21 protein-coding genes and 1 pseudogene are annotated in these 19322 nt (G+C 44.4%); 20 read left to right on the top strand and 2 right to left on the bottom strand.

The window, feature by feature from the left end:
• Positions 1-38 precede the first annotated feature (38 nt).
• Positions 39-1404: pseudogene (locus PW220_RS08500) on the top strand (Cof-type HAD-IIB family hydrolase).
• Positions 1405-1422: 18 nt separating this feature from the next.
• Here PW220_RS08500 and PW220_RS08495 read toward each other — a convergent pair.
• On the bottom strand, positions 1423-1875 hold the full coding sequence (locus PW220_RS08495; protein ID WP_105124447.1) for a universal stress protein: 453 nt from the start codon (positions 1873-1875) through the stop codon (positions 1423-1425).
• Between the two features lie 157 nt (positions 1876-2032).
• Between PW220_RS08495 and PW220_RS08490 the strand changes: the two genes are divergently transcribed.
• From PW220_RS08490 to gatB, 6 genes are all read left to right on the top strand, one after another.
• Positions 2033-3247 (top strand): pyridoxal phosphate-dependent aminotransferase, encoded by a 1215-nt coding sequence (locus tag PW220_RS08490; protein ID WP_105118589.1) that lies wholly within the window; start codon positions 2033-2035, stop codon positions 3245-3247.
• Between the two features lie 140 nt (positions 3248-3387).
• Entirely contained in the window at positions 3388-4176 is a 789-nt protein-coding gene (gene codY, locus PW220_RS08485; RefSeq protein WP_105118588.1) for a GTP-sensing pleiotropic transcriptional regulator CodY, read from the top strand.
• 1 nt (position 4177) lies between these two features.
• Positions 4178-4729, top strand: coding sequence for a cysteine hydrolase family protein (locus PW220_RS08480; RefSeq protein WP_248053957.1), 552 nt, complete (start codon positions 4178-4180; stop codon positions 4727-4729).
• Positions 4730-4860: 131 nt separating this feature from the next.
• A complete protein-coding gene (gene gatC, locus PW220_RS08475) occupies positions 4861-5163 on the top strand; it encodes an Asp-tRNA(Asn)/Glu-tRNA(Gln) amidotransferase subunit GatC (RefSeq protein WP_024380028.1) in 303 nt (100 codons plus the stop codon).
• Positions 5163-6629, top strand: coding sequence for an Asp-tRNA(Asn)/Glu-tRNA(Gln) amidotransferase subunit GatA (gene gatA / locus PW220_RS08470; protein ID WP_248053958.1), 1467 nt, complete (start codon positions 5163-5165; stop codon positions 6627-6629). Before gatC ends, gatA begins: the two co-directional genes overlap by 1 nt.
• The gene (gatB, locus tag PW220_RS08465; RefSeq protein ID WP_248053959.1) at positions 6629-8068 is read left to right on the top strand and encodes an Asp-tRNA(Asn)/Glu-tRNA(Gln) amidotransferase subunit GatB; all 1440 of its coding nucleotides are present in this window, start codon (positions 6629-6631) and stop codon (positions 8066-8068) included. Before gatA ends, gatB begins: the two co-directional genes overlap by 1 nt.
• A gap of 50 nt (positions 8069-8118) precedes the next feature.
• On the opposite strand, the gene PW220_RS08460 is transcribed toward gatB, so the two are convergent.
• On the bottom strand, positions 8119-9117 hold the full coding sequence (locus tag PW220_RS08460) for a LacI family DNA-binding transcriptional regulator (protein WP_248053960.1): 999 nt from the start codon (positions 9115-9117) through the stop codon (positions 8119-8121).
• A gap of 132 nt (positions 9118-9249) precedes the next feature.
• Here PW220_RS08460 and PW220_RS08455 point away from each other — a divergent pair, with 132 nt between their 5' ends.
• The 13 genes from PW220_RS08455 (at position 9250) to rsfS (ending at position 19251) form a co-directional block, all read left to right on the top strand.
• Positions 9250-10422, top strand: coding sequence for a galactokinase (locus PW220_RS08455; RefSeq protein ID WP_248053961.1), 1173 nt, complete (start codon positions 9250-9252; stop codon positions 10420-10422).
• A gap of 9 nt (positions 10423-10431) precedes the next feature.
• Entirely contained in the window at positions 10432-11913 is a 1482-nt protein-coding gene (gene galT, locus PW220_RS08450; protein WP_248053962.1) for a UDP-glucose--hexose-1-phosphate uridylyltransferase, read from the top strand.
• Positions 11914-11988: 75 nt separating this feature from the next.
• Positions 11989-12897 carry a DMT family transporter gene (locus PW220_RS08445; protein ID WP_248053963.1) on the top strand — a complete coding sequence of 303 codons (909 nt, stop codon included), beginning with the start codon at positions 11989-11991 and terminating at the stop codon, positions 12895-12897.
• A gap of 51 nt (positions 12898-12948) precedes the next feature.
• Positions 12949-13578: a copper homeostasis protein CutC gene (locus PW220_RS08440; RefSeq protein WP_248053964.1), complete on the top strand. Its 630-nt coding sequence runs from the start codon at positions 12949-12951 to the stop codon at positions 13576-13578.
• Between the two features lie 117 nt (positions 13579-13695).
• Complete coding sequence (locus PW220_RS08435) at positions 13696-14373, top strand: SEC10/PgrA surface exclusion domain-containing protein (RefSeq protein ID WP_248053965.1); 678 nt, start codon at positions 13696-13698, stop codon at positions 14371-14373.
• 110 nt (positions 14374-14483) lie between these two features.
• A complete protein-coding gene (locus tag PW220_RS08430) occupies positions 14484-15011 on the top strand; it encodes a YqeG family HAD IIIA-type phosphatase (protein ID WP_105118579.1) in 528 nt (175 codons plus the stop codon).
• The gene (gene yqeH / locus PW220_RS08425; protein ID WP_248053966.1) at positions 15012-16118 is read left to right on the top strand and encodes a ribosome biogenesis GTPase YqeH; all 1107 of its coding nucleotides are present in this window, start codon (positions 15012-15014) and stop codon (positions 16116-16118) included. It abuts the gene before it with no gap.
• Positions 16119-16385: 267 nt separating this feature from the next.
• The gene (yhbY, locus tag PW220_RS08420) at positions 16386-16697 is read left to right on the top strand and encodes a ribosome assembly RNA-binding protein YhbY (RefSeq protein ID WP_024379048.1); all 312 of its coding nucleotides are present in this window, start codon (positions 16386-16388) and stop codon (positions 16695-16697) included.
• A gap of 12 nt (positions 16698-16709) precedes the next feature.
• Positions 16710-17342: a nicotinate-nucleotide adenylyltransferase gene (locus PW220_RS08415; RefSeq protein WP_043026973.1), complete on the top strand. Its 633-nt coding sequence runs from the start codon at positions 16710-16712 to the stop codon at positions 17340-17342.
• Positions 17339-17926 (top strand): bis(5'-nucleosyl)-tetraphosphatase (symmetrical) YqeK, encoded by a 588-nt coding sequence (yqeK, locus tag PW220_RS08410; RefSeq protein ID WP_248053967.1) that lies wholly within the window; start codon positions 17339-17341, stop codon positions 17924-17926. Before PW220_RS08415 ends, yqeK begins: the two co-directional genes overlap by 4 nt.
• 2 nt (positions 17927-17928) lie before the next feature.
• Positions 17929-18384 carry a GNAT family N-acetyltransferase gene (locus PW220_RS08405; protein ID WP_248053968.1) on the top strand — a complete coding sequence of 152 codons (456 nt, stop codon included), beginning with the start codon at positions 17929-17931 and terminating at the stop codon, positions 18382-18384.
• Positions 18381-18890: a cysteine hydrolase family protein gene (locus PW220_RS08400; RefSeq protein WP_248053969.1), complete on the top strand. Its 510-nt coding sequence runs from the start codon at positions 18381-18383 to the stop codon at positions 18888-18890. The genes PW220_RS08405 and PW220_RS08400 overlap by 4 nt, the downstream gene beginning before the upstream one ends.
• Position 18891: 1 nt before the next feature.
• Entirely contained in the window at positions 18892-19251 is a 360-nt protein-coding gene (rsfS, locus tag PW220_RS08395; protein ID WP_044781673.1) for a ribosome silencing factor, read from the top strand.
• The last annotated feature ends 71 nt before the right edge of the window (positions 19252-19322 follow it).

Raw genomic sequence — 19322 nt, 5'->3', positions numbered from 1 at the left:
CTAATTGTAACACAATTCTGAGAAAGTTGGTGAGATGGTTGGCGATTAAGGCTGTATTTTTTGATATCGATGGGACATTATTGACTGATAATCGTACGGTTAGTAAGTCGACTATTCTTGCTATTAACTCTTTGAAAGCAAAGGGGATTTTAGTTGGCTTAGCAACTGGGCGTGACCCTCGATTTGTATTGCAATATATGGCTAGTCTGGGTTTGGATTTAGCCATTACCTACAATGGTCAGTACATTTTTTCTAGGGAGGAACTGATCTATAGTCGTGTTTTAGACCCTAGTCAGGTAGAAGCTATGATGAATTATGCTCAGAGGCATCATAAGGACTTGGCACTTGGAACTGCGAAAGGGGTCTTTGGTAGCGGGATTATGTCAACAGGTACAGGGAATTTTGCTTACCGTGTTAGTCGGCTTATTCCCGATAAGTTTGCTGGTTTGGTGAATTTTATTTTTAATCGTCTGGTGCGCTTGGTTCGACCACAGCGACAGACAAACCTGAGGGCTTATTTGGCACAACCGATTTATCAGCTCATGATGTTGACAACAGAGAGGGAAACCAGGGAATTGGAAGCAAGATTTACTGATTTGTCTTTTACTCGTTCAAGCCCCTATGCAACAGATATTATCAGTAAGGGGAGTTCAAAACTATCTGGAATTTTAAAGGTTGCTGAGAAATATCGTTTTAGTTTAGATGAAGTTGTGGCTTTTGGCGATTCGAATAATGACTATGAAATGTTAAAGGCCATTAAACATTCGGTGGCTATGGGAAATGGAACTAAGAGAGTGCGTAAGGTGGCCTCATTTGTGACAGATAGCAACAACCGCGATGGTATTTATAAGGCATTCGTTCAGTTAGGTTTACTGGAGGAAAACAATGTTTCAGAGCAGAGATGAGAATTTTAATCGTGTGAAAGCTTTTCATGACTTGATGGATGGGGATACTCAGGAAAGCCCAAGGGTATATGATGGGCAGATGGCGCTGTACCGTTCTAGCTTTAAGCTTGAGGAGATAGTAGAATTTTTGCATGCCTCTTCGGAAAGTGAGGAGGCTTTCCAAGACTATGTTCATCAGTTGCATGATGGCTTGGATAAGGCCGTTGAAAAGGTGAAAGGCAAGGGTCCGGCTAGTAGATCATTGCAGGACCAGGCAGATGCTCTCTTGGACATTTTGTATTTTACCTATGGTTCTTTTGTCTTAATGGGGGTAGATCCAGCACCTATTTTTGATTTGGTGCATACTGCCAATATGGGAAAAGTTTTTCCAGATGGTAGGGCGCATTTTGATCCGATTACTCACAAAATTCTAAAGCCAGAGGACTGGGAAGAGAAGTTTGCACCGGAGAAAAAGATTGCTAAAGAGCTTGAAAGACAGATGAAAAGACTTGATGCCTAGTTCAAGTCTTTTCTTGTTTTATAAGCTTTTTTCACCATCGCGGACGATGAGTAAATCAATATTTGCGTGGCGCATGATGTATTCAGATGAAGAACCGATAAGGAGGCGTTCGAAGGCATTAAGACCTGTTGCCCCAAGTAACATGAGATCGGCACCAGTTTCTTTAGGAATATCTATTGCTAATAGGGTCTTGGGATTACCAAATTCGATATAGATCTGAACTTCTGCCAATCCAGCCTCAACAGCGCTTTGTTTGTACTCTTCTAGCAATAGCTCCGCTTCTTTTTCTAATGTTTCATAGACAGAAGCATCAAAGGCAACAACATTGTGAAGGGCCCGCGTGTCGATTACATGGGCAATAACCAATCGAGCCTGGTTGCGTTTGGCAACGTGGATTGCCTTGTGCAGAGCTAATTCAGCACCTGTGGATCCATCGACAGCTACGAGGATGGTCTTGTAAGATTGTGTCATACTAGTCACTCCTTTCAGCAAGTCTTCATTTCTAGAATGATAGGTTATTATTACATTTATATTATAAGTCTTTTTAAAGAAAAAGTAAAGGTATTCTTGTGCTTTTTTTGCTTTTAAAGTAAAATAGAAAAATAGAAGAAAGTCGAGGTAACGACACATGAAACAGTTTAATAAATCAACTAAATTAGATGATGTAGCTTATGATATTCGTGGACCAGTTTTGGAAGAAGCTATGCGTATGCGTGCCAACGGTGAGCAGATTTTACGCCTGAATACAGGAAATCCTGCTGAATTTGGTTTTACTGCTCCAGACGAGGTCATTCGTGACCTTATCCACAATGCTCGCAAATCAGAAGGGTATTCTGATAGTAAGGGAATTTTTTCAGCCCGTAAGGCGATTATGCAGTATTGCCAATTGAAGAAGTTTCCAAATGTGGATATCGAAGATATTTATATCGGTAATGGTGTCAGTGAACTGATTGTTATGTCTATGCAGGGCTTGCTAGACAATGGGGATGAGGTTTTGGTACCTATGCCTGACTATCCACTTTGGACGGCAGCTGTGAGTTTGGCTGGTGGTAAGGCTGTCCATTATGTCTGTGATGAGGCGGCGGATTGGTATCCAGACTTGGCCGATATGGAGGCCAAAGTGACGTCACGGACCAAGGCCATTGTCTTGATCAACCCTAACAACCCAACGGGTGCTCTTTATCCCAAAGAGGTTTTGGAGGGAATTATTGATATTGCCCGCAGACATGAATTGATTATTTTCTCTGATGAGATTTATGATCGGATGGTCTTTGACGGTGCGGTTCATATTCCGATTGCGACATTGGCACCAGACTTATTTGTCGTGACCATGAATGGTTTGTCAAAATCCCATCGTATCTGTGGTTTCCGTGTGGGTTGGATGGTCTTGTCTGGACCTAAGAAACATGTGAAAGGCTACATCGAAGGTTTGAATATGTTGTCCAATATGCGCTTGTGTTCAAACGTATTGGCTCAGCAAGTTGTTCAGACTTCCTTGGGTGGTGTTCAATCTGTTGACAAACTACTCATGCCAGGTGGTCGTCTGTACGAACAACGAGAATTTATTACCAAGGCTATCAATGATATTCCTGGTTTATCAGCAGTCAAGCCAAAGGCGGGATTATATGTCTTTCCTAAGATTGACCGCGATATGTACCGAGTGGACGATGATGAACAGTTTGTCTTGGATTTCTTAAAACAGGAAAAAGTCTTGCTTGTTCATGGTCGTGGTTTCAACTGGAAAGATCCAGACCATTTCCGAATTGTCTATCTGCCACGTGTAGACGAATTGGCAGAAATTCAGGAAAAAATGACTCGTTTCTTGCGTCAATACCGTAGATAAGAGTGGAGCTGAGAGTATCAGCTCTTTTTCTTACTTGAAATTGCAAGTACTATTTCAAAAATAGTAAATTTTCTGATAATTGTTGAAATTTGCCTAATAATTCGGTATAATAAGTGTAATTACAGTAAAAAGAGGAACATATGACAACATTATTAGAAAAAACTCGGGATATTACTTCTATTTTGAAACGTTCCGAAGAGCAATTGGCAGAAGAATTGCCTTACAATGCCATCGCGGAGCACTTATCTGATATAATTGATTGCAACGCCTGCATTATCAATAGTGAGGGTGAGATTTTGGGTTATCATATGAACTACAAGACCAATAATGACAGGGTTGAAGAGTTCTATATTAACAAACAGTATCCAGAAGAATATGTAAAATCGATTGCTCAGGTCTATGATACCCAGGTTAACTTGCCAGTTGAGAGTGAGCTGACAGCTATTCCTGTGGAATCTCGTTCGATCTATCCGAATGGTTTGACCACCATTGCTCCTATCCATGTGACGGGCATCCGTTTTGGCAGCTTGATTATCTGGCGCAATGAGGAGCAATTCCACGAAGAAGATTTGATTTTGGTTGAGATTGCAGCAACAGTAGTAGGTATCCAACTACTTAACTTCCAGCGGGAAGAGGATGAGAAAAATATTCGTCGTCGTGCAGCGGTGAATATGGCAGTCAATACTCTTTCCTATTCTGAAATGAAGGCAGTTGCGGCTATTTTGGGCGAATTGAATGGTAATGAAGGTCAATTGACGGCTTCTGTTATTGCAGATCGTATCGGCATTACTCGCTCTGTAATCGTCAATGCCCTGCGCAAGTTGGAGAGTGCAGGGATTATTGAAAGTCGTTCGCTTGGGATGAAAGGAACTTATTTGAAGGTCCTCATTCCAGCTATCTTTGATGAAATTAAGAAACGTGACTACTAAGATGACAAAAGCATTGATTTCGATTGATTATACGGTTGATTTTGTGGCTGACAAGGGCAAATTAACCGCGGGGAAACCTGCTCAGGCTATTGCTGAGCGGATTGCTCAGGTGACAAGGGAAGCCTTTGAAAATGGGGACTATATCGTTTTTGCCATTGATGGTCATGAAGAGGGGGATGACTTGCATCCTGAAAGCAAGCTCTTTCCACCTCACAATATCATGGGAACAGACGGGCGAGATTTGTACGGTCCTTTGGCGGATTTTTATAGCGAAAACAAGGAACATGCGCGTGTTCGTTGGATGGACAAGCGACATTATTCGGCCTTTTCTGGGACGGATTTGGATGTTCGTTTGAGAGAACGTCGGGTGGATACGGTAGTCTTGACAGGTGTCCTGTCTGATATCTGTGTCCTGCATACAGCTATTGATGCCTACAATAAAGGCTATCGGATTGAGGTCGTGGCTTCTGCAATTGCCGCATTGACGGAGGAGAGTCATCAGTTTGCTCTCAACCATCTGCGCCATGTGCTTGGTGCGACCATTATAGATTAGGGTTTAGAAACCAGTCGTTAGACTGGTTTTTTGCCGAAAAAAAGCTTCCATCGGAGGGAATATCTACCTTTGTGTGGAGCTGGAAATATGGTATAATGAGAAGATAGATTTCCATTAGGAGGAAAGTAAGAATGAAGATTTCTGAAGCTGAAGTCCGTCATGTTGCCAAGCTGTCTAAGCTGGAATTTTCGGACCAGGAAACAGCGGAATTTGCGACAAGTTTGAGCAAGATTGTCGATATGGTTGAATTGCTCAATGAAGTAGATACGACAGGTGTTGCGGTGACAACAACCATGGCTGACCGTAAGAATGTCTTGCGAGCAGATATTGCCCAAAAAGGTGAGAGCCGTGAAGAGCTCTTTAAAAATGTGCCTGAAGCCCAAGATAACTTTATCAAGGTACCAGCTATTTTAGACGGGGGAGGAGATGCCTAATGACGTTTAACAATAAAACCATTGATGAATTGCATGACCTCCTTGTCAAAAAGGAGATTTCTGCGGTTGAGTTGACCAAGGCAACTTTGGAAGACATCAAAAGCCGTGAGGGAGCAGTGGATGCTTTCTTGACTATCACAGAAGATGCGGCCTTGGCGCAAGCTGCTGCCCTTGATGAAAAGGGAATCGATGCGGACAATGTCATGGCTGGTATTCCCTTGGCAGTCAAGGACAATATCTCTACGAAGGGGATTTTGACCACTGCTGCTTCAAAAATGCTCTATAACTACGAGCCGATTTTCGATGCGACATCGGTTGCTCAGGCCTACGCTAAGGATATGATTGTTGTCGGTAAAACCAACATGGACGAGTTTGCTATGGGTGGTTCTAATGAGAACTCTGCCTTCAAACCGACTAAAAATGCTTGGGACCAGACAAAAGTTCCTGGTGGTTCTTCAGGTGGTTCGGCAGCTGCAGTTGCATCTGGGCAGGTCCGTTTGTCATTGGGTTCCGACACTGGTGGTTCGATTCGTCAGCCAGCTGCCTTTAATGGTATCGTTGGGATGAAACCAACTTATGGAACAGTATCCCGTTTTGGTCTGATTGCCTTTGGTTCATCTCTTGACCAGATTGGTCCATTTTCACAGACAGTTAAGGAAAATGCTCAATTATTGAATGTTATTTCTGGCCATGATGTCAAAGATGCGACATCAACCATCAATGAAATCGCTGACTTCACTAGCAAGATTGGTCAAGACATCAAGGGTATGAAGATTGCTCTTCCAAAAGAATACATGGGCGAAGGGATTGATCCGCAGGTCAAGGAAACCATTCTCAAGGCGGCTAAGCACTTGGAAGGCTTGGGGGCCATTATCGAGGAAGTCAGCCTGCCACATTCTAAGTACGGTGTTGCTGTTTACTACATCATCGCATCCTCAGAGGCTTCTTCTAACTTGCAACGTTTTGACGGAATCCGTTATGGTTTCCGTGCAGAAGATGCGACAAACTTGGATGAGATTTACGTGAAAACCCGTAGCCAAGGTTTTGGTGAGGAAGTTAAACGTCGTATTATGTTAGGTACATTTAGCTTGTCATCTGGTTACTACGATGCCTACTTCAAGAAGGCAGGTCAGGTGCGGACCTTGATTATCCAAGATTTTGAAAAGGTCTTTGCAAACTATGATTTGATTTTGGGGCCAACTGCTCCGACAGTTGCTTTTGGTTTGGACACGCTCAACCATGACCCTGTGGCTATGTACTTGGCGGACCTTTTGACCATTCCTGTCAACTTGGCAGGTCTCCCAGGGATTTCGATTCCTGCTGGTTTTGTAGAAGGATTACCAGTTGGCTTGCAGTTGATTGGTCCAAAATATTCAGAAGAAACTATCTACCAAGTGGCTGCTGCCTTTGAAGCGACAACAGACTACCACAAGCAACAACCAGTGATTTTTGGAGGTGCTAACTAATGAACTTTGAAACGATTATTGGTCTAGAAGTCCATGTGGAGTTGAATACCAACTCGAAAATTTTCTCACCTTCATCTGCTCATTTTGGTGAGGACCCAAATGCCAATACCAACGTAATTGACTGGTCTTTCCCTGGAGTTCTGCCTGTTCTTAACAAGGGTGTTGTGGATGCTGGTATTAAGGCTGCCTTGGCCTTGAATATGGATATTCACAAGGACATGCACTTTGACCGTAAGAACTATTTCTATCCTGATAACCCTAAGGCCTATCAGATTTCCCAGTTTGACGAGCCAATTGGCTACAATGGCTGGATTGAGATTGAGCTAGAAGATGGTTCAACCAAGAAAATTCGTATCGAGCGTGCGCATTTGGAAGAGGATGCTGGTAAGAATACCCACGGGACAGACGGCTATTCTTATGTAGACCTCAACCGTCAGGGTGTGCCATTGATTGAGATTGTATCAGAAGCAGATATGCGATCGCCTGAGGAGGCCTATGCCTATCTGACAGCGCTCAAGGAAATTATCCAGTACACCGGCATTTCAGATGTCAAGATGGAAGAAGGCTCTATGCGGGTTGATGCCAACATTTCTCTTCGTCCCTATGGTCAAGAAAAATTTGGTACCAAGACTGAGTTGAAAAACCTCAACTCCTTCAACTATGTGCGCAAGGGCTTGCAGCATGAAGTAGAACGTCAGGCCAAAATCTTGCGTTCAGGTGGTCAAATCCAGCAGGAAACTCGCCGTTACGATGAATCTACTGGGGAAACCATTCTCATGCGTGTCAAGGAGGGTTCAGCTGACTACCGTTACTTCCCTGAGCCAGACCTACCGCTCTACGAGATTGATGATAGCTGGATTGAGGAAGTGCGTGCAGAATTGCCAGTCTTTCCAAAGGCTCGCCGTGCTCACTATGTGGAAAACTTGGGCTTGACCGCCTACGATGCTGGTCAATTGACGTCTACCAAGGCTCTGTCTGATTTCTTTGAAGCAGCAGTGACAGCAGGTGGCGATGCTAAACAAGTGTCCAACTGGTTGCAGGGCGAAGTGGCTCAGTTCCTCAATGCTGAAGGTAAGACTATTGAGCAAATCGCCTTGACACCAGAAAACTTGGTTGAAATGATAGCCTTGATTGCGGATGGCACTATTTCATCTAAGATTGCCAAGAAAGTCTTTGTTCACTTGGCTAAGGAAGGTGGCTCTGCTAAGGCTTATGTTGAGAAGGCTGGTTTGGTACAGATTTCAGACCCTGAGGTCTTGATTCCGATTATCCACCAAGTCTTTGCGGATAATGAAGTGGCTGTAGCTGACTTTAAGTCTGGCAAACGCAATGCTGATAAGGCCTTTACAGGCTTCTTGATGAAAGCGACTAAAGGACAAGCCAACCCGCAAGTTGCACAACAACTTTTGGCACAGGAATTGGCTAAGTTGTTAGATTAACATGAATAGAAGAAAACCGAGAATTCATCAGAACTCTCGGTTTTTTGCTTTCAATAAGAACTCTCCCGTATAACCAGCTGGGTACCTAGTTTAATCTTACGGGGATGGTGGGGAGTCGGACTCGCAATGATACGGTCCAGCAGTTGCATAGCTTCCTGGCCCATTTCCTCGGTGAAGACGCTGATGGAAGACAGGGCAGGATAGACCTGGCGGGTGATGGCTGTATCGTTAAAGGTGATGAGTTGAACTCTTTCTGGCACTGCGATTTGTCGCTCTTGTAAAGCACGCAGGGCACCGACAGCTAGGGTATCATTTGCCATAAAGAAGGCAGAAGGCAGTTGATTGCCCAATTCTTCGATAGCCTGGCTCATGAGCTCATAGCCTGACTGGGTGGAGAATTTTCCTTGGTAGATATAATTTTCTTGGAGAATGCCCAAGGTGTTCAGGTAGTCACGAAAGGCAGTCAGGCGGGGATCTGTTGGCAGTTGGTGACCATCTGTGGTTTCTTCCTGTCCAACTAATAGGCCAATGCCTGTCAGACCTTGAGAACGGAAGTGGTCAATAACTGTCTGAACAGAGTGTTCAAAGTCAGTCGTGATGCAGGAAAATCCCTCAGTCAGTGTATCAGAATCCACAAAAATCAGCTTGGAAGATAGGCTGGCTAGCTCTGCTATTTGCCCAGAAGAAAATTTGCCAACCGCGATGATGCCGTCCACTTCTTGGATGAGGGGATTGGTCAGGTCGTTGAAGGAGCGGACGATTTGGTAGCCGAGTAAGCTGGCGGTCTGCTCGATGCTGGCACGGATGGAATAATAGTAGAGGTCGGCTAGCTCTTCGCTTTCAGTGTACCATTGGACAATGCCGATGGTGCCTTTTTGTTGGGGTGCTTGTTTTTTGAGGTGTTTGGTGTAGCCCAGGTCCTGTGCCAAGTTGAAAATGCGATCGCGGGTTTCTTGGCTGACGGATAGGGTCAGGTCGTTCTTGAGTACGCGGGAAATGGTGGCAGATGATAATTGAGCCTTTTCAGCGATGTCTTTAATGGTAACCATGGGATTCTCCTATATATTTGTATCTAGTATAGCACAAAATGTAAAATTAGTAAATTTTTAGTAAATATATTGACTTTTATATTGTTAAGTTGTACAATAAAAGAAAACGATTACAAAATCAAGGAGGTTCCTATGAACACAGAACAACTCAAGCAAGCCTTTCACGATGTGTTTGGTCAAGAGGCGGATGCGACTTTCTTCTCACCTGGGCGGATTAACCTGATTGGTGAGCATACAGACTACAACGGTGGTCATGTCTTTCCAGCGGCTATTACCTTGGGAACATACGGAGCTGCTCGCAAACGTGATGACCAAGTTTTGCGTTTCTATTCTGCTAACTTTGAAGAAGTTGGTGTGATTGAGGTAGATTTGAACAACTTAGTCTTCGACAAGGCGGACAACTGGACCAACTATGCCAAGGGAGTTCTCAAATTCTTGCAGGAAGCAGGACATAGCATCGATACAGGGATGGAAGTCTTTGTTTACGGTAACATTCCAAATGGCTCAGGCTTGTCATCATCAGCTTCCTTGGAACTCTTGATTGGGATTATCGCAGAAGAGTTGTATGGACTTGAATTGACGCGTCTTGATTTGGTGAAAATTGGGAAACAAACGGAAAATCACTTTATCGGTGTCAATTCTGGGATCATGGACCAGTTTGCTATCGGTATGGGAGCAGACCAACGTGCCATCTATCTGGATACCAATACACTTGAATATGAATTGGTACCGCTGGATTTGGGTGACCATGTGATCGTTATCATGAACACCAATAAACGTCGAGAATTAGCAGATTCTAAGTACAATGAGCGCCGGGCAGAATGTGAAAAAGCTGTGGAAGAATTGAATGCAGTTTTGACTATTCAAACTTTGGGAGAGTTGGATGAGTGGACCTTTGACCAATATAGTTACTTAATCAAAGATGAAAACCGCATCAAGCGTGCCCGTCACGCTGTCTTAGAAAACCAACGGACCTTGCAAGCTCGTAAGGCCTTGGAAGAAGGGGATTTGGCAACCTTTGGTCGCTTGGTCAATGCTTCCCATGTTTCTTTGGAGCATGATTATGAAGTGACAGGTTTAGAGTTGGACACCTTGGCCCATACTGCTTGGGAACAAGAAGGGGTTCTCGGGGCTCGCATGACAGGAGCTGGTTTCGGTGGCTGTGGCATTGCCATTGTCCACAAGGATAAGGTTGAAGCCTTCAAAGAAAATGTCGGCAAGACCTATACTGAAGTGGTTGGATATGAACCAAGCTTTTATGTAGCGGAGATTGCTGGAGGCTCTCGCGTCTTATCTCGAAAATAGATTGGAGAAATGATGACAGGATTGGTGGATCGTTTTGTTGAGCAGGTTATTGCCAACAGTGATTTTGAAGAAATGGATGCTCTTTATCTGCGAAATCGGGTTTTAGCCTTGGTTGGGGACCAAGTTTTGACTGTCCAAACAGAGCTAACAGACTTGATTGAACTCAAGGAAGAATTATTGGTTCATGGGGTTCGCACTGGTTTTGTGGGTGAATTGCTGGAAGAGCAGGACATGGTTGGGGCTTGTTTGATGGACTTGATCACCCCAAGTCCTAGTCAGGTCAATCGTGATTTCTGGCAGACCTACCAGGACAGTCCAGAGCAGGCTGTGGCAGACTTTTATGCCTTGAGCAAGCGAAATGACTATATCAAGGTGGCGGCTGTTGCCAAAAATATCTACTATCAGGCACCGACAGACTATGGCAACCTAGAAATTACCATCAATCTGTCCAAACCAGAGAAGGATCCAAAGGCTATTGCGGCAGCCCGTTTAGCAGAAGCTTCAAACTACCCTCAGTGCCTGCTTTGTATGGAAAATGAGGGCTACCAAGGCCGGATTAATCATCCTGCGCGTGCCAACCACCGCATTATTCGCTTGGAGCTTGGACAGGAAAAGTGGGGCTTCCAGTATTCGCCTTATGCTTACTACAATGAGCATGCTATTTTCTTGAACCAAGAGCATGTGCCTATGGTTATCAGCCCTCAAACCTTTGAACAACTTTTGGACTTGCTTGACATATTTCCGGATTATTTTGTCGGTTCCAACTCTGACCTCCCCATCTCGGGTGGCTCCATCTTGACCCATAATCACTATCAGGGTGGGCGGCACAGTTTTGCCATGGAAAAGGCGCCGATTGAGCATCAGCTGGTCTTCGACGGCTTTGAGTCCGTATCTGCTGGCCTTGTCAAGTGGCCTATGTCGGTTATTCGTTTGAGCTCGGCAGATAAGCCAGCGCTATTGAGCCTGGCGGCTAAGATTTTGGAAAAATGGCGGAGCTACTCAGATGATGCCGTTCAGATTATGTCTGAGACGGATGGCACTCCCCATCATACCATCACCCCAATTGCCCGGAAGCGAGGGGATGTGTATGAGTTGGATTTGGTTCTCCGCGACAATCAGACTTCGGAAGAATTTCCAGACGGCATCTACCATCCACATCCAGATGTACAGCACATCAAGAAAGAAAATATCGGCTTGATTGAGGTCATGGGCTTGGCGATTTTGCCTCCACGTTTGAAGGCGGAATTGGCTGAAGTCAAGAAATACTTACTGGGTCAAGCTAGTCAGGTGGCAGCCTATCATCAACCTTGGGCGGATAGGTTGAAGGCTGAACATCCAGATTTGACAGAAGAAAGGGCTGAAGAAATCATTCGAGCATCTGTCGGACAAATTTTCGCCCGTGTCTTAGAAGATGCGGGTGTCTATAAACGCACACCAGAAGGACAGGCAGCCTTTATGCGCTTTGTGGAGTTTGTCGGTTTAGCAACCTAATTGTAAGAAAAGAGTGGGACGTGGTCCTACTCTTTTGGTATAATGGGACTATTGACATGTGAGGAAGGAGTTAGGATGACAGAAAAAAGATGGGGAACCTTGATAACCTTAATAGCAGGGATTGCCTGGGGCTTGTCAGGGGTGAGTGGACAGTATTTAATCGGACGAGGCATGTCTGTACAGTTGATTACCTCCATGCGCCTGATGGTTTCAGGTCTTGTTTTGCTCGGTCTGTGTGCTGTGACAGCTAGGAGAAATTTGCTTGCACTCTTGAAAAATGGACGCGCTTTGCTAACTGTATGTTTCTTTGCCTTGTTTGGCCTAGCCCTCAATCAGCTGGCCTATTTACAAGCCATTGCTTATACAAATGCGGCAACGGCAACAGTTCTCCAATACCTCTGCCCTATCTTAGTGCTAGCCTATACCTGCTTGAAGGATAGGCAAAGACCGACAGGGGTTGAAGTGATTTCGATTGTCTTGGCAATTGTAGGAACCTTTTTTATTGCAACCCATGGACAGTTGACGGAACTAGCGATTACCCCGCTTGGTTTAGCATGGGGACTTTTCTCAGCCCTGACCTATGCTCTCTATATTATCCTACCTGCCCAAGTTATTGACCAGTATGGTAGTTTGTCGGTCATTGGTCTGGGGATGTTGATGGGAGGGTTGATGGTTACTTTGGGTTTACAGACCTGGCAAGAACCCCTTCAATTAGATAGTGGTAGTATGTTTGGCTTAGTGGGGATTGTTGGTGTCGGGACCATCTTTGCCTATACAGTCTTTCTCAAAGGGGTTACCATGGTAGGACCTGTCAATGCCAGTCTGTTAGCCTCTATTGAACCTGTTGCTTCCATTATTTTTGCAGTGTGGCTGGTTAATGAGGTCTTTACAAGCATGGATTTAGTCGGTATGATTTGTATTCTACTAGCAGTTCTGCTGATTTCGCTAAAGGATTTTTTGATTACCGAAAAGAGTATTGGTTAATATACTCTTTTTTTTGATATACTAAAGTAAAAAATATAAGAGGAAATTGGAATGATAAAAGAATTTTGTTCGGAAAACCATGTAGATCTTGCAAAAGCTATCTCAATGGGTGCCCAGCGGATAGAACTTTGTGATAATTTAGCAGTTGGGGGAACAACGCCAAGTTATGCAGTGATTAAATACGTTTGTCAACTGGCTCATGAGAATGAAGTCACAGTCATGACCATGATTCGCCCTCGTGGTGGTGATTTTTGCTACGATGAGGCAGAGATTGAGATGATGGTGGAAGATTGCAAAGTAGCTAAAGAGCTGGGTTCAGATGGTTTAGTATTTGGTGTTTTGACAAAGGATAATTGGCTGGATCAAGTCGCTTTGGAACGCTTGTTTGCTGTGTCGCAGGGTTGCCAAATTGTATTTCACATGGCTTTTGATCAAATCCCTCGCCACCGTCAATTTGAGGCTATTGATTGGCTGGCAGCCCATGGAGTGACACGGATTTTGACAAGAGGCAGTTTGACGGGGTCTGCCTTGAACAATGTCGATTGGTTGCAGGAGCTTGTTTCCTATGCCCAAGGTAAGCTTGAAATCTTAATTGGTGGTGGCTTGACAGTGGACAATGTGCCTGAATTACTAGAAAAAATACCTGTGGATCAGGTTCATGGAACTCGTTTGTTTTGGTAGCGATGAATTACTTGTATTCATATACTTGGTGTAAATATGTAACAAAAGTTGAAAAGGTTTACAATTTTCCCTTATCTTGTTACAATAAGAATATCAAACATACGGGGGAAGAAAACCATGACAATCATTGAAAGAGCTGACAACCTAGAGCGTATCATCTTGCCAGAAGGTTACTATGAAACTCTCGCTCAATATGTTCAAGCTGGGAAAACAGGTTTTGATTCGGAACTGGAAAAACTGGGTGAGCAGGGGCTAGACATCAATGTCTATAAGGGTTCTGAGCAGGATAGGGATATTTTTCTTGAAGATATTGAGAATTTGCCACAGGCAATCCGTGAAGAGTTAGCTCGCTTTGCTGCGAACTTGCTCAATCCATTGCGGGAACAATTGGGAACTGTGGCTGTGGAGGTCAGTGATTTGGCCTTGGATTATGCGGTTAGTTTGGCTCAATCCTTGAGTAGCTCCCTCCGTTATCACAACTATGATAGTCTGATTGCTATTGCTCAAATTAAGGGTGTCGAGCCAAAAGGCAAGGACTGTCTAGCCTTTTCAGAATATCGAGAGGCTTATACGCTCTATGATGCCAAAAAATTGGTTTACAAGGCACTGATTTGGCGCCTCTTTGATGATAGTCATGCAGACTATGGTCATGCGACGACGATTTTAGGCATGGATGAGGATGATTCTGGTGTTGAGGAAATTGGATTTGCCTTTTCAAAATACTCGCTGGATATTGATTGGTTGTTGACCCATATGATTTTCATTCCTAAGGATTGGATTTTAGAAAGCAAATAGGTTCGTAGGATAGGCACTCGGTTCCACCGGGTGTTTTCCTTTTGGCTATCTATTCGCCTTTTTCCTAGAAAAATGGTATAATTGTCTGATAAAATTCTTTGGAGAAGTCCGTGACGTTAGAAAATTATATGCCAGATTTTGCCTTGGAAAAGGCCTATGATGTGACAGTTGACAGTTTGAAAAAACAGGGTATCAAGGTAGTCTTTGTCGATTTGGACAATACCTTGATTGCTTGGAATAATCCCGATGGTACGCCAGAGATGCGCCAGTGGTTACAGGATTTACAGGCCGCAGGCATTCCCGTTGTGGTGGTTTCCAACAATAAATACGAGCGAGTTAAGCGTGCAGTGGCTCCTTTTGGGATTGAGTTTGAAGCCTTTGCGCTCAAGCCCTTCACCTTTGGGATTAACCGCGCCTTAAAACGCTTTGATGTTCAGCCACATGAGGTGGTTATGATTGGGGATCAGTTGATGACAGACATTCGGGCTGCTAAGCGAGCTGGGCTCAAGTCTGTGCTGGTCAAACCCTTGATTCAGACGGACTCTATCAATACGCAGATTAACCGTTGGCGTGAGCGGCGGACCATGAAAAAAATCATCGCTAAGTATGGGGCGATAGATTACAAGAGGGAGATGTAAGTGGAAGAATTATTTTGTATCGGCTGTGGTGCCCAGATTCAGACGACAGATAAGACTGGTGCTGGATTTACACCTCAATCAGCTTTAGAAAAAGGCCTGGAAACAGGGCAACTCTACTGCCAGCGTTGTTTCCGTTTGCGCCATTACAATGAGATTTCAGATGTCAATATCTCGGATGACGATTTCTTGAAACTCCTCCATAGCGTAGGAGAAAGTGATGCCTTGGTGGTCAATGTCATTGATATTTTTGATTTCAATGGGTCTGTCATTCCAGGATTGCCACGCTTTATTTCAGGCAATGATGTGTTGTTGGTCGGCAACAAGCAGGACATTTTACCCAAGTCTGTCAAGACAGGCAAGGTCACTCAGTGGTTGACCGAGCGGGCGCACGAAATCGGTATGCGACCAGTTGATGTGGTCTTGACTTCAGCCCAAAACAAGCAGGCTATCAAGGACTTGATTGAAAAGATTGAACAACACCGCAAGGGACGGGATGTCTATGTGGTCGGCGTGACCAACGTCGGCAAGTCAACCTTGATTAACGCTATTATTCAAGAAATCACAGGGGACAAGGATGTCATTACGACTTCACGTTTCCCTGGAACGACGTTGGATAAGATTGAAATTCCTTTGGATGATGGTTCCTACATCTATGACACGCCAGGAATTATCCACCGTCACCAGATGGCCCATTATTTGACGGCTAAAAACCTCAAGTACATCAGCCCTCGCAAAGAAATCAAGCCAAAGACCTACCAGCTCAATCCAGAACAAACCTTGTTCTTGGCTGGTCTGGGACGATTTGACTTTGTGGCTGGTGAACGTCAAGGCTTTACGGCCTTCTTTGACAATGAATTGCAACTCCACCGCACCAAACTGCAGGGAGCTAGTGAATTTTACCAGAAACATGCGGGCTCGCTTTTAGTGCCACCAACCAGCAAGGAATTGAAAGAATTTCCTGAATTAGTCCGTCATGAATTTACCATCAACGAAAAGATGGATGTGGTCTTCTCAGGTCTTGGTTGGATTCGGGTCAATGAAAAGGCCAAGATTGCTGCCTGGGCACCAAAGGGTGTGGATGTGGTCATTCGCAAGGCCATTATCTAATACTCTTCGAAAATTAAAAGCAGACGTTGTTGACTTGATTTGATGAACTCCAGTTCTATCTGCATCTGCGTCGCCTAGTCTGATTTTAATTTTCATTGAGTATAAGAGGTATTTGATTTCAGTTTTTACAATTAAAGAGAAAGGAAGTTCAAGTCTTCTGATTTGAACACGGGCTAAGTATATCGGCGCAATAAGGAAAAACTTTGTTTTCTTTATTTCCCGATTGTAACAGTCTCCCAGTCTGTTACAACGCCCTTTGTATAATAAATTATGCTAACTTCAAAACAACGTGCCTTTTTGAACAGTCAGGCACACAGTCTTAAACCCATTATTCAGATTGGGAAAAATGGTCTAAATGACCAGATTAAAACCAGTGTTCGTCAGGCGCTGGACGCGCGTGAATTGATCAAGGTGACCTTGCTACAAAATACGGATGAAAACATTCACGAAGTAGCAGAAATCTTGGAAGAAGAAATCGGTGTGGATACGGTCCAAAAAATCGGTCGCATCTTGATTTTATTCAAACAATCTAGCAAGAAAGAGAACCGTAAAATTTCCAAACAGGTCAAAGAAATCTAAGAAGGAGAGCCTATGGCTATTGAACTCTTAACACCCTTTACCAAGGTTGAATTAGAGGTTGAAAAGAAAGAAACCAATCGGAAACAAGTAGGGATTCTGGGAGGAAATTTCAACCCTGTCCACAATGCTCACTTGATTGTGGCAGACCAGGTCCGTCAACAGTTGAAGCTGGATCAAGTCCTGCTCATGCCAGAATTCCTTCCGCCGCATGTGGATACAAAGGAAACCATTGACGAATACCATCGCTATTCCATGCTCAAGATGGCTATTGCAGGAATTGAGGGCTTGGGGATTGAAACCATTGAACTGGAGCGCCGTGGTGTCAGCTATACCTACGACACCATGAAATTGCTGAAGGAAAAAAATCCTGATACAGATTATTATTTCATCATCGGTGCGGATATGGTCGATTACCTGCCAAAGTGGCATAGGATTGATGAATTGGTCCAGTTGGTGCAGTTTGTCGGTGTCCAGCGTCCTCGTTACAAGGCAGGGACTTCCTATCCTGTTATCTGGGTAGATGTACCCTTGATGGACATTTCCTCCAGCATGGTGCGTAGTTTTATCAAGCAAGGACGAGTGCCGAATTTTATGGTGCCTCATGAAGTTCTGGACTATATCGAAGAAAAAGGACTTTACCAATGATTGCAGCAGATTTGACATTTGACCGTCAGGCTCTTTTGGAAAAAATCCGTGTAGCCATGAAGCCAGCACGCTTCCAACATGTCTTGGGTGTGGAGCAGGCGGCGCTTGCCTTGGCAGATCGATACGGCTGTGATCCGAAAAAAGCCAGTCTAGCAGCACTCTTGCATGACTATGCTAAGGAAGTGGAAGACCAAGTTTTTTTGGACTTGATTGCCAAGTATGATTTGGACAAGGACCTGCTCAACTGGGATAATAACATCTGGCACGGTGTGGTTGGCGCCTATAAAATCGCAGAAGATTTTGGTTTGGAAGATGAGGAAATTTTCCAAGCCATTCAACGACACACCGTTGGGGCGGGGCAGATGACCTTGCTGGACAAGGTTCTCTATGTGGCGGACTACATCGAACCCAATCGGGATTTTCCTGGGGTGGACGAGGCGCGTCGTATCGCAAAAGAGTCCTTGGACAAGGCAGTAGCCTATGAAACTGCCCAAACCATTTCTTACTTAGCCAAGAAGGGAATTCCCATTTATCCACAAACCTTGGAAACCTATAATGGCTATGTTTCTTATTTGAAGGAGTAGGGATGATTGCATTAAAACCTGTGGATGAGATTTCCTATCAAGCTGTCTTAGACTTGACAGTAGCCGAGGAGGACAAGGGCTTCGTGGCTCCCAACGTGCGTTCCTTGGCGGATGCCTGGTTATATAGAATGAATGGCGATGTCTTCCCCTATGCCATCTGGGCAGATGAACAGGTGGTTGGTTTTGCCCTGATTGACATTGATGAGGACATCCAGCAGTACATGCTCTGGCGGTTTATGATTGGTCAAGAATTTCAGGGGAAAGGCTATGGTCAGGCGGCTTTGGAGGTCGTGATCGATCAAGCAAGAGCTCACCCTGTCTGCGACCATTTGATTGTCGCCTATGTCAAGGGCAATCAGAAGATGGCTCATCTCTTGGAGAAAAATGGTTTTGTCTTGGATAGTGAAGAAGAAAGGGAATTGGTCTTTCGTTTGGAAACGCCTGGTGTTAAGCTATGAAATCTGCATTGTTAGTCATTGACATTCAAAACCTTCTAGTGGAGGAAAAACCTTATGCCATTGAAGAGCGATTAGCCCTCTGGCAAGATAGCCTCACAAACGCTCGTCAAGCGGGGCTAGAAGTCATCCATGTCCGCCATCATGACCAGGAATTGGTCAAGGGGACTGTTGACTGGGAGATTCACTCTACTGTTGCACCCTTAGCTAGTGAGAAGATTTTCGATAAGACCTTTAACAGTGCCTTCAAGGAAACGGGGCTTCATGCTTATCTGCAGGAAAAGGGAATTGAGCAGCTCATCATCATGGGGATGGCGACCAATTTTTGCATTGATACGACGATTAAAGTAGCTTATGAACTAGGCTACAAGGTAGCTGTGCTTCAGGACGGAACGACGACAGGTTATTCAGGCAAATTGGATGCCAAGGACTTGATTGACCACTACCAAAACATCTGGTCCTGGAGTTTTGCCCAGGTGGATAAATTAGAAAATATAATTAGAGGATAAGATGAAAGAACTAGATTTAGTAAAAGTTGTGGTCCAGGCTGCTGATGACAAGCGAGCTGAGGACCTTGTTGTAATTGATGTTCAAGGCGTGACCAGCCTGACAGACTACTTTGTGATTGCCAGCTCCATGAACAGTCGCCAGTTGGAGGCTATTGCGGAAAACATCCGTGAAAAGGTAGCGGAAGTTGGGATCAAGGGTAGCCGTGTAGAAGGCGATAGTAACGGTGGCTGGGTCCTTTTGGACCTTGGAGGCGTAGTCGTTCATATCTTCTCAGAAGAAATGCGTGACCTCTATAACCTTGAAAAATTATGGCACGAAGGTAGCTTCCTGGAAGTCGCAGACTTTTTAGAAGTGGAATAGTGAGAGTGGAGAGAACTCGACTGGTCACCAAACAACTCGAAAGTGACCAAAGAGAGTTCATTATTATGTAA

The organism is Streptococcus sp. 29892, assembly GCF_032594935.1.
Classification (GTDB): domain Bacteria; phylum Bacillota; class Bacilli; order Lactobacillales; family Streptococcaceae; genus Streptococcus; species Streptococcus hyiners.
The sequence above is the reverse complement of the archived record's forward strand: the minus strand, read 5'-3'. Positions and strand labels throughout refer to the sequence as shown.

Excerpts from the sequence above, each read along its gene's own strand:
- PW220_RS08440 (WP_248053964.1), top strand. The coding sequence starts at position 12,949 with ATGATAAAAGAATTTTGTTCGGAAAACCATGTAGATCTTGCAAAAGCT.
- PW220_RS08480 (WP_248053957.1), top strand. The coding sequence starts at position 4,178 with ATGACAAAAGCATTGATTTCGATTGATTATACGGTTGATTTTGTGGCT.
- galT (WP_248053962.1), top strand. The coding sequence starts at position 10,432 with ATGATGACAGGATTGGTGGATCGTTTTGTTGAGCAGGTTATTGCCAAC.
- PW220_RS08490 (WP_105118589.1), top strand. The coding sequence starts at position 2,033 with ATGAAACAGTTTAATAAATCAACTAAATTAGATGATGTAGCTTATGAT.
- PW220_RS08495 (WP_105124447.1), bottom strand. The coding sequence starts at position 1,875 with ATGACACAATCTTACAAGACCATCCTCGTAGCTGTCGATGGATCCACA.
- gatC (WP_024380028.1), top strand. The coding sequence starts at position 4,861 with ATGAAGATTTCTGAAGCTGAAGTCCGTCATGTTGCCAAGCTGTCTAAG.
- gatB (WP_248053959.1), top strand. The coding sequence starts at position 6,629 with ATGAACTTTGAAACGATTATTGGTCTAGAAGTCCATGTGGAGTTGAAT.
- PW220_RS08405 (WP_248053968.1), top strand. The coding sequence starts at position 17,929 with ATGATTGCATTAAAACCTGTGGATGAGATTTCCTATCAAGCTGTCTTA.
- codY (WP_105118588.1), top strand. The coding sequence starts at position 3,388 with ATGACAACATTATTAGAAAAAACTCGGGATATTACTTCTATTTTGAAA.
- PW220_RS08455 (WP_248053961.1), top strand. The coding sequence starts at position 9,250 with ATGAACACAGAACAACTCAAGCAAGCCTTTCACGATGTGTTTGGTCAA.
- PW220_RS08445 (WP_248053963.1), top strand. The coding sequence starts at position 11,989 with ATGACAGAAAAAAGATGGGGAACCTTGATAACCTTAATAGCAGGGATT.
- gatA (WP_248053958.1), top strand. The coding sequence starts at position 5,163 with ATGACGTTTAACAATAAAACCATTGATGAATTGCATGACCTCCTTGTC.
- PW220_RS08435 (WP_248053965.1), top strand. The coding sequence starts at position 13,696 with ATGACAATCATTGAAAGAGCTGACAACCTAGAGCGTATCATCTTGCCA.
- PW220_RS08460 (WP_248053960.1), bottom strand. The coding sequence starts at position 9,117 with ATGGTTACCATTAAAGACATCGCTGAAAAGGCTCAATTATCATCTGCC.
- PW220_RS08415 (WP_043026973.1), top strand. The coding sequence starts at position 16,710 with ATGGCTATTGAACTCTTAACACCCTTTACCAAGGTTGAATTAGAGGTT.
- PW220_RS08400 (WP_248053969.1), top strand. The coding sequence starts at position 18,381 with ATGAAATCTGCATTGTTAGTCATTGACATTCAAAACCTTCTAGTGGAG.
- rsfS (WP_044781673.1), top strand. The coding sequence starts at position 18,892 with ATGAAAGAACTAGATTTAGTAAAAGTTGTGGTCCAGGCTGCTGATGAC.
- yqeK (WP_248053967.1), top strand. The coding sequence starts at position 17,339 with ATGATTGCAGCAGATTTGACATTTGACCGTCAGGCTCTTTTGGAAAAA.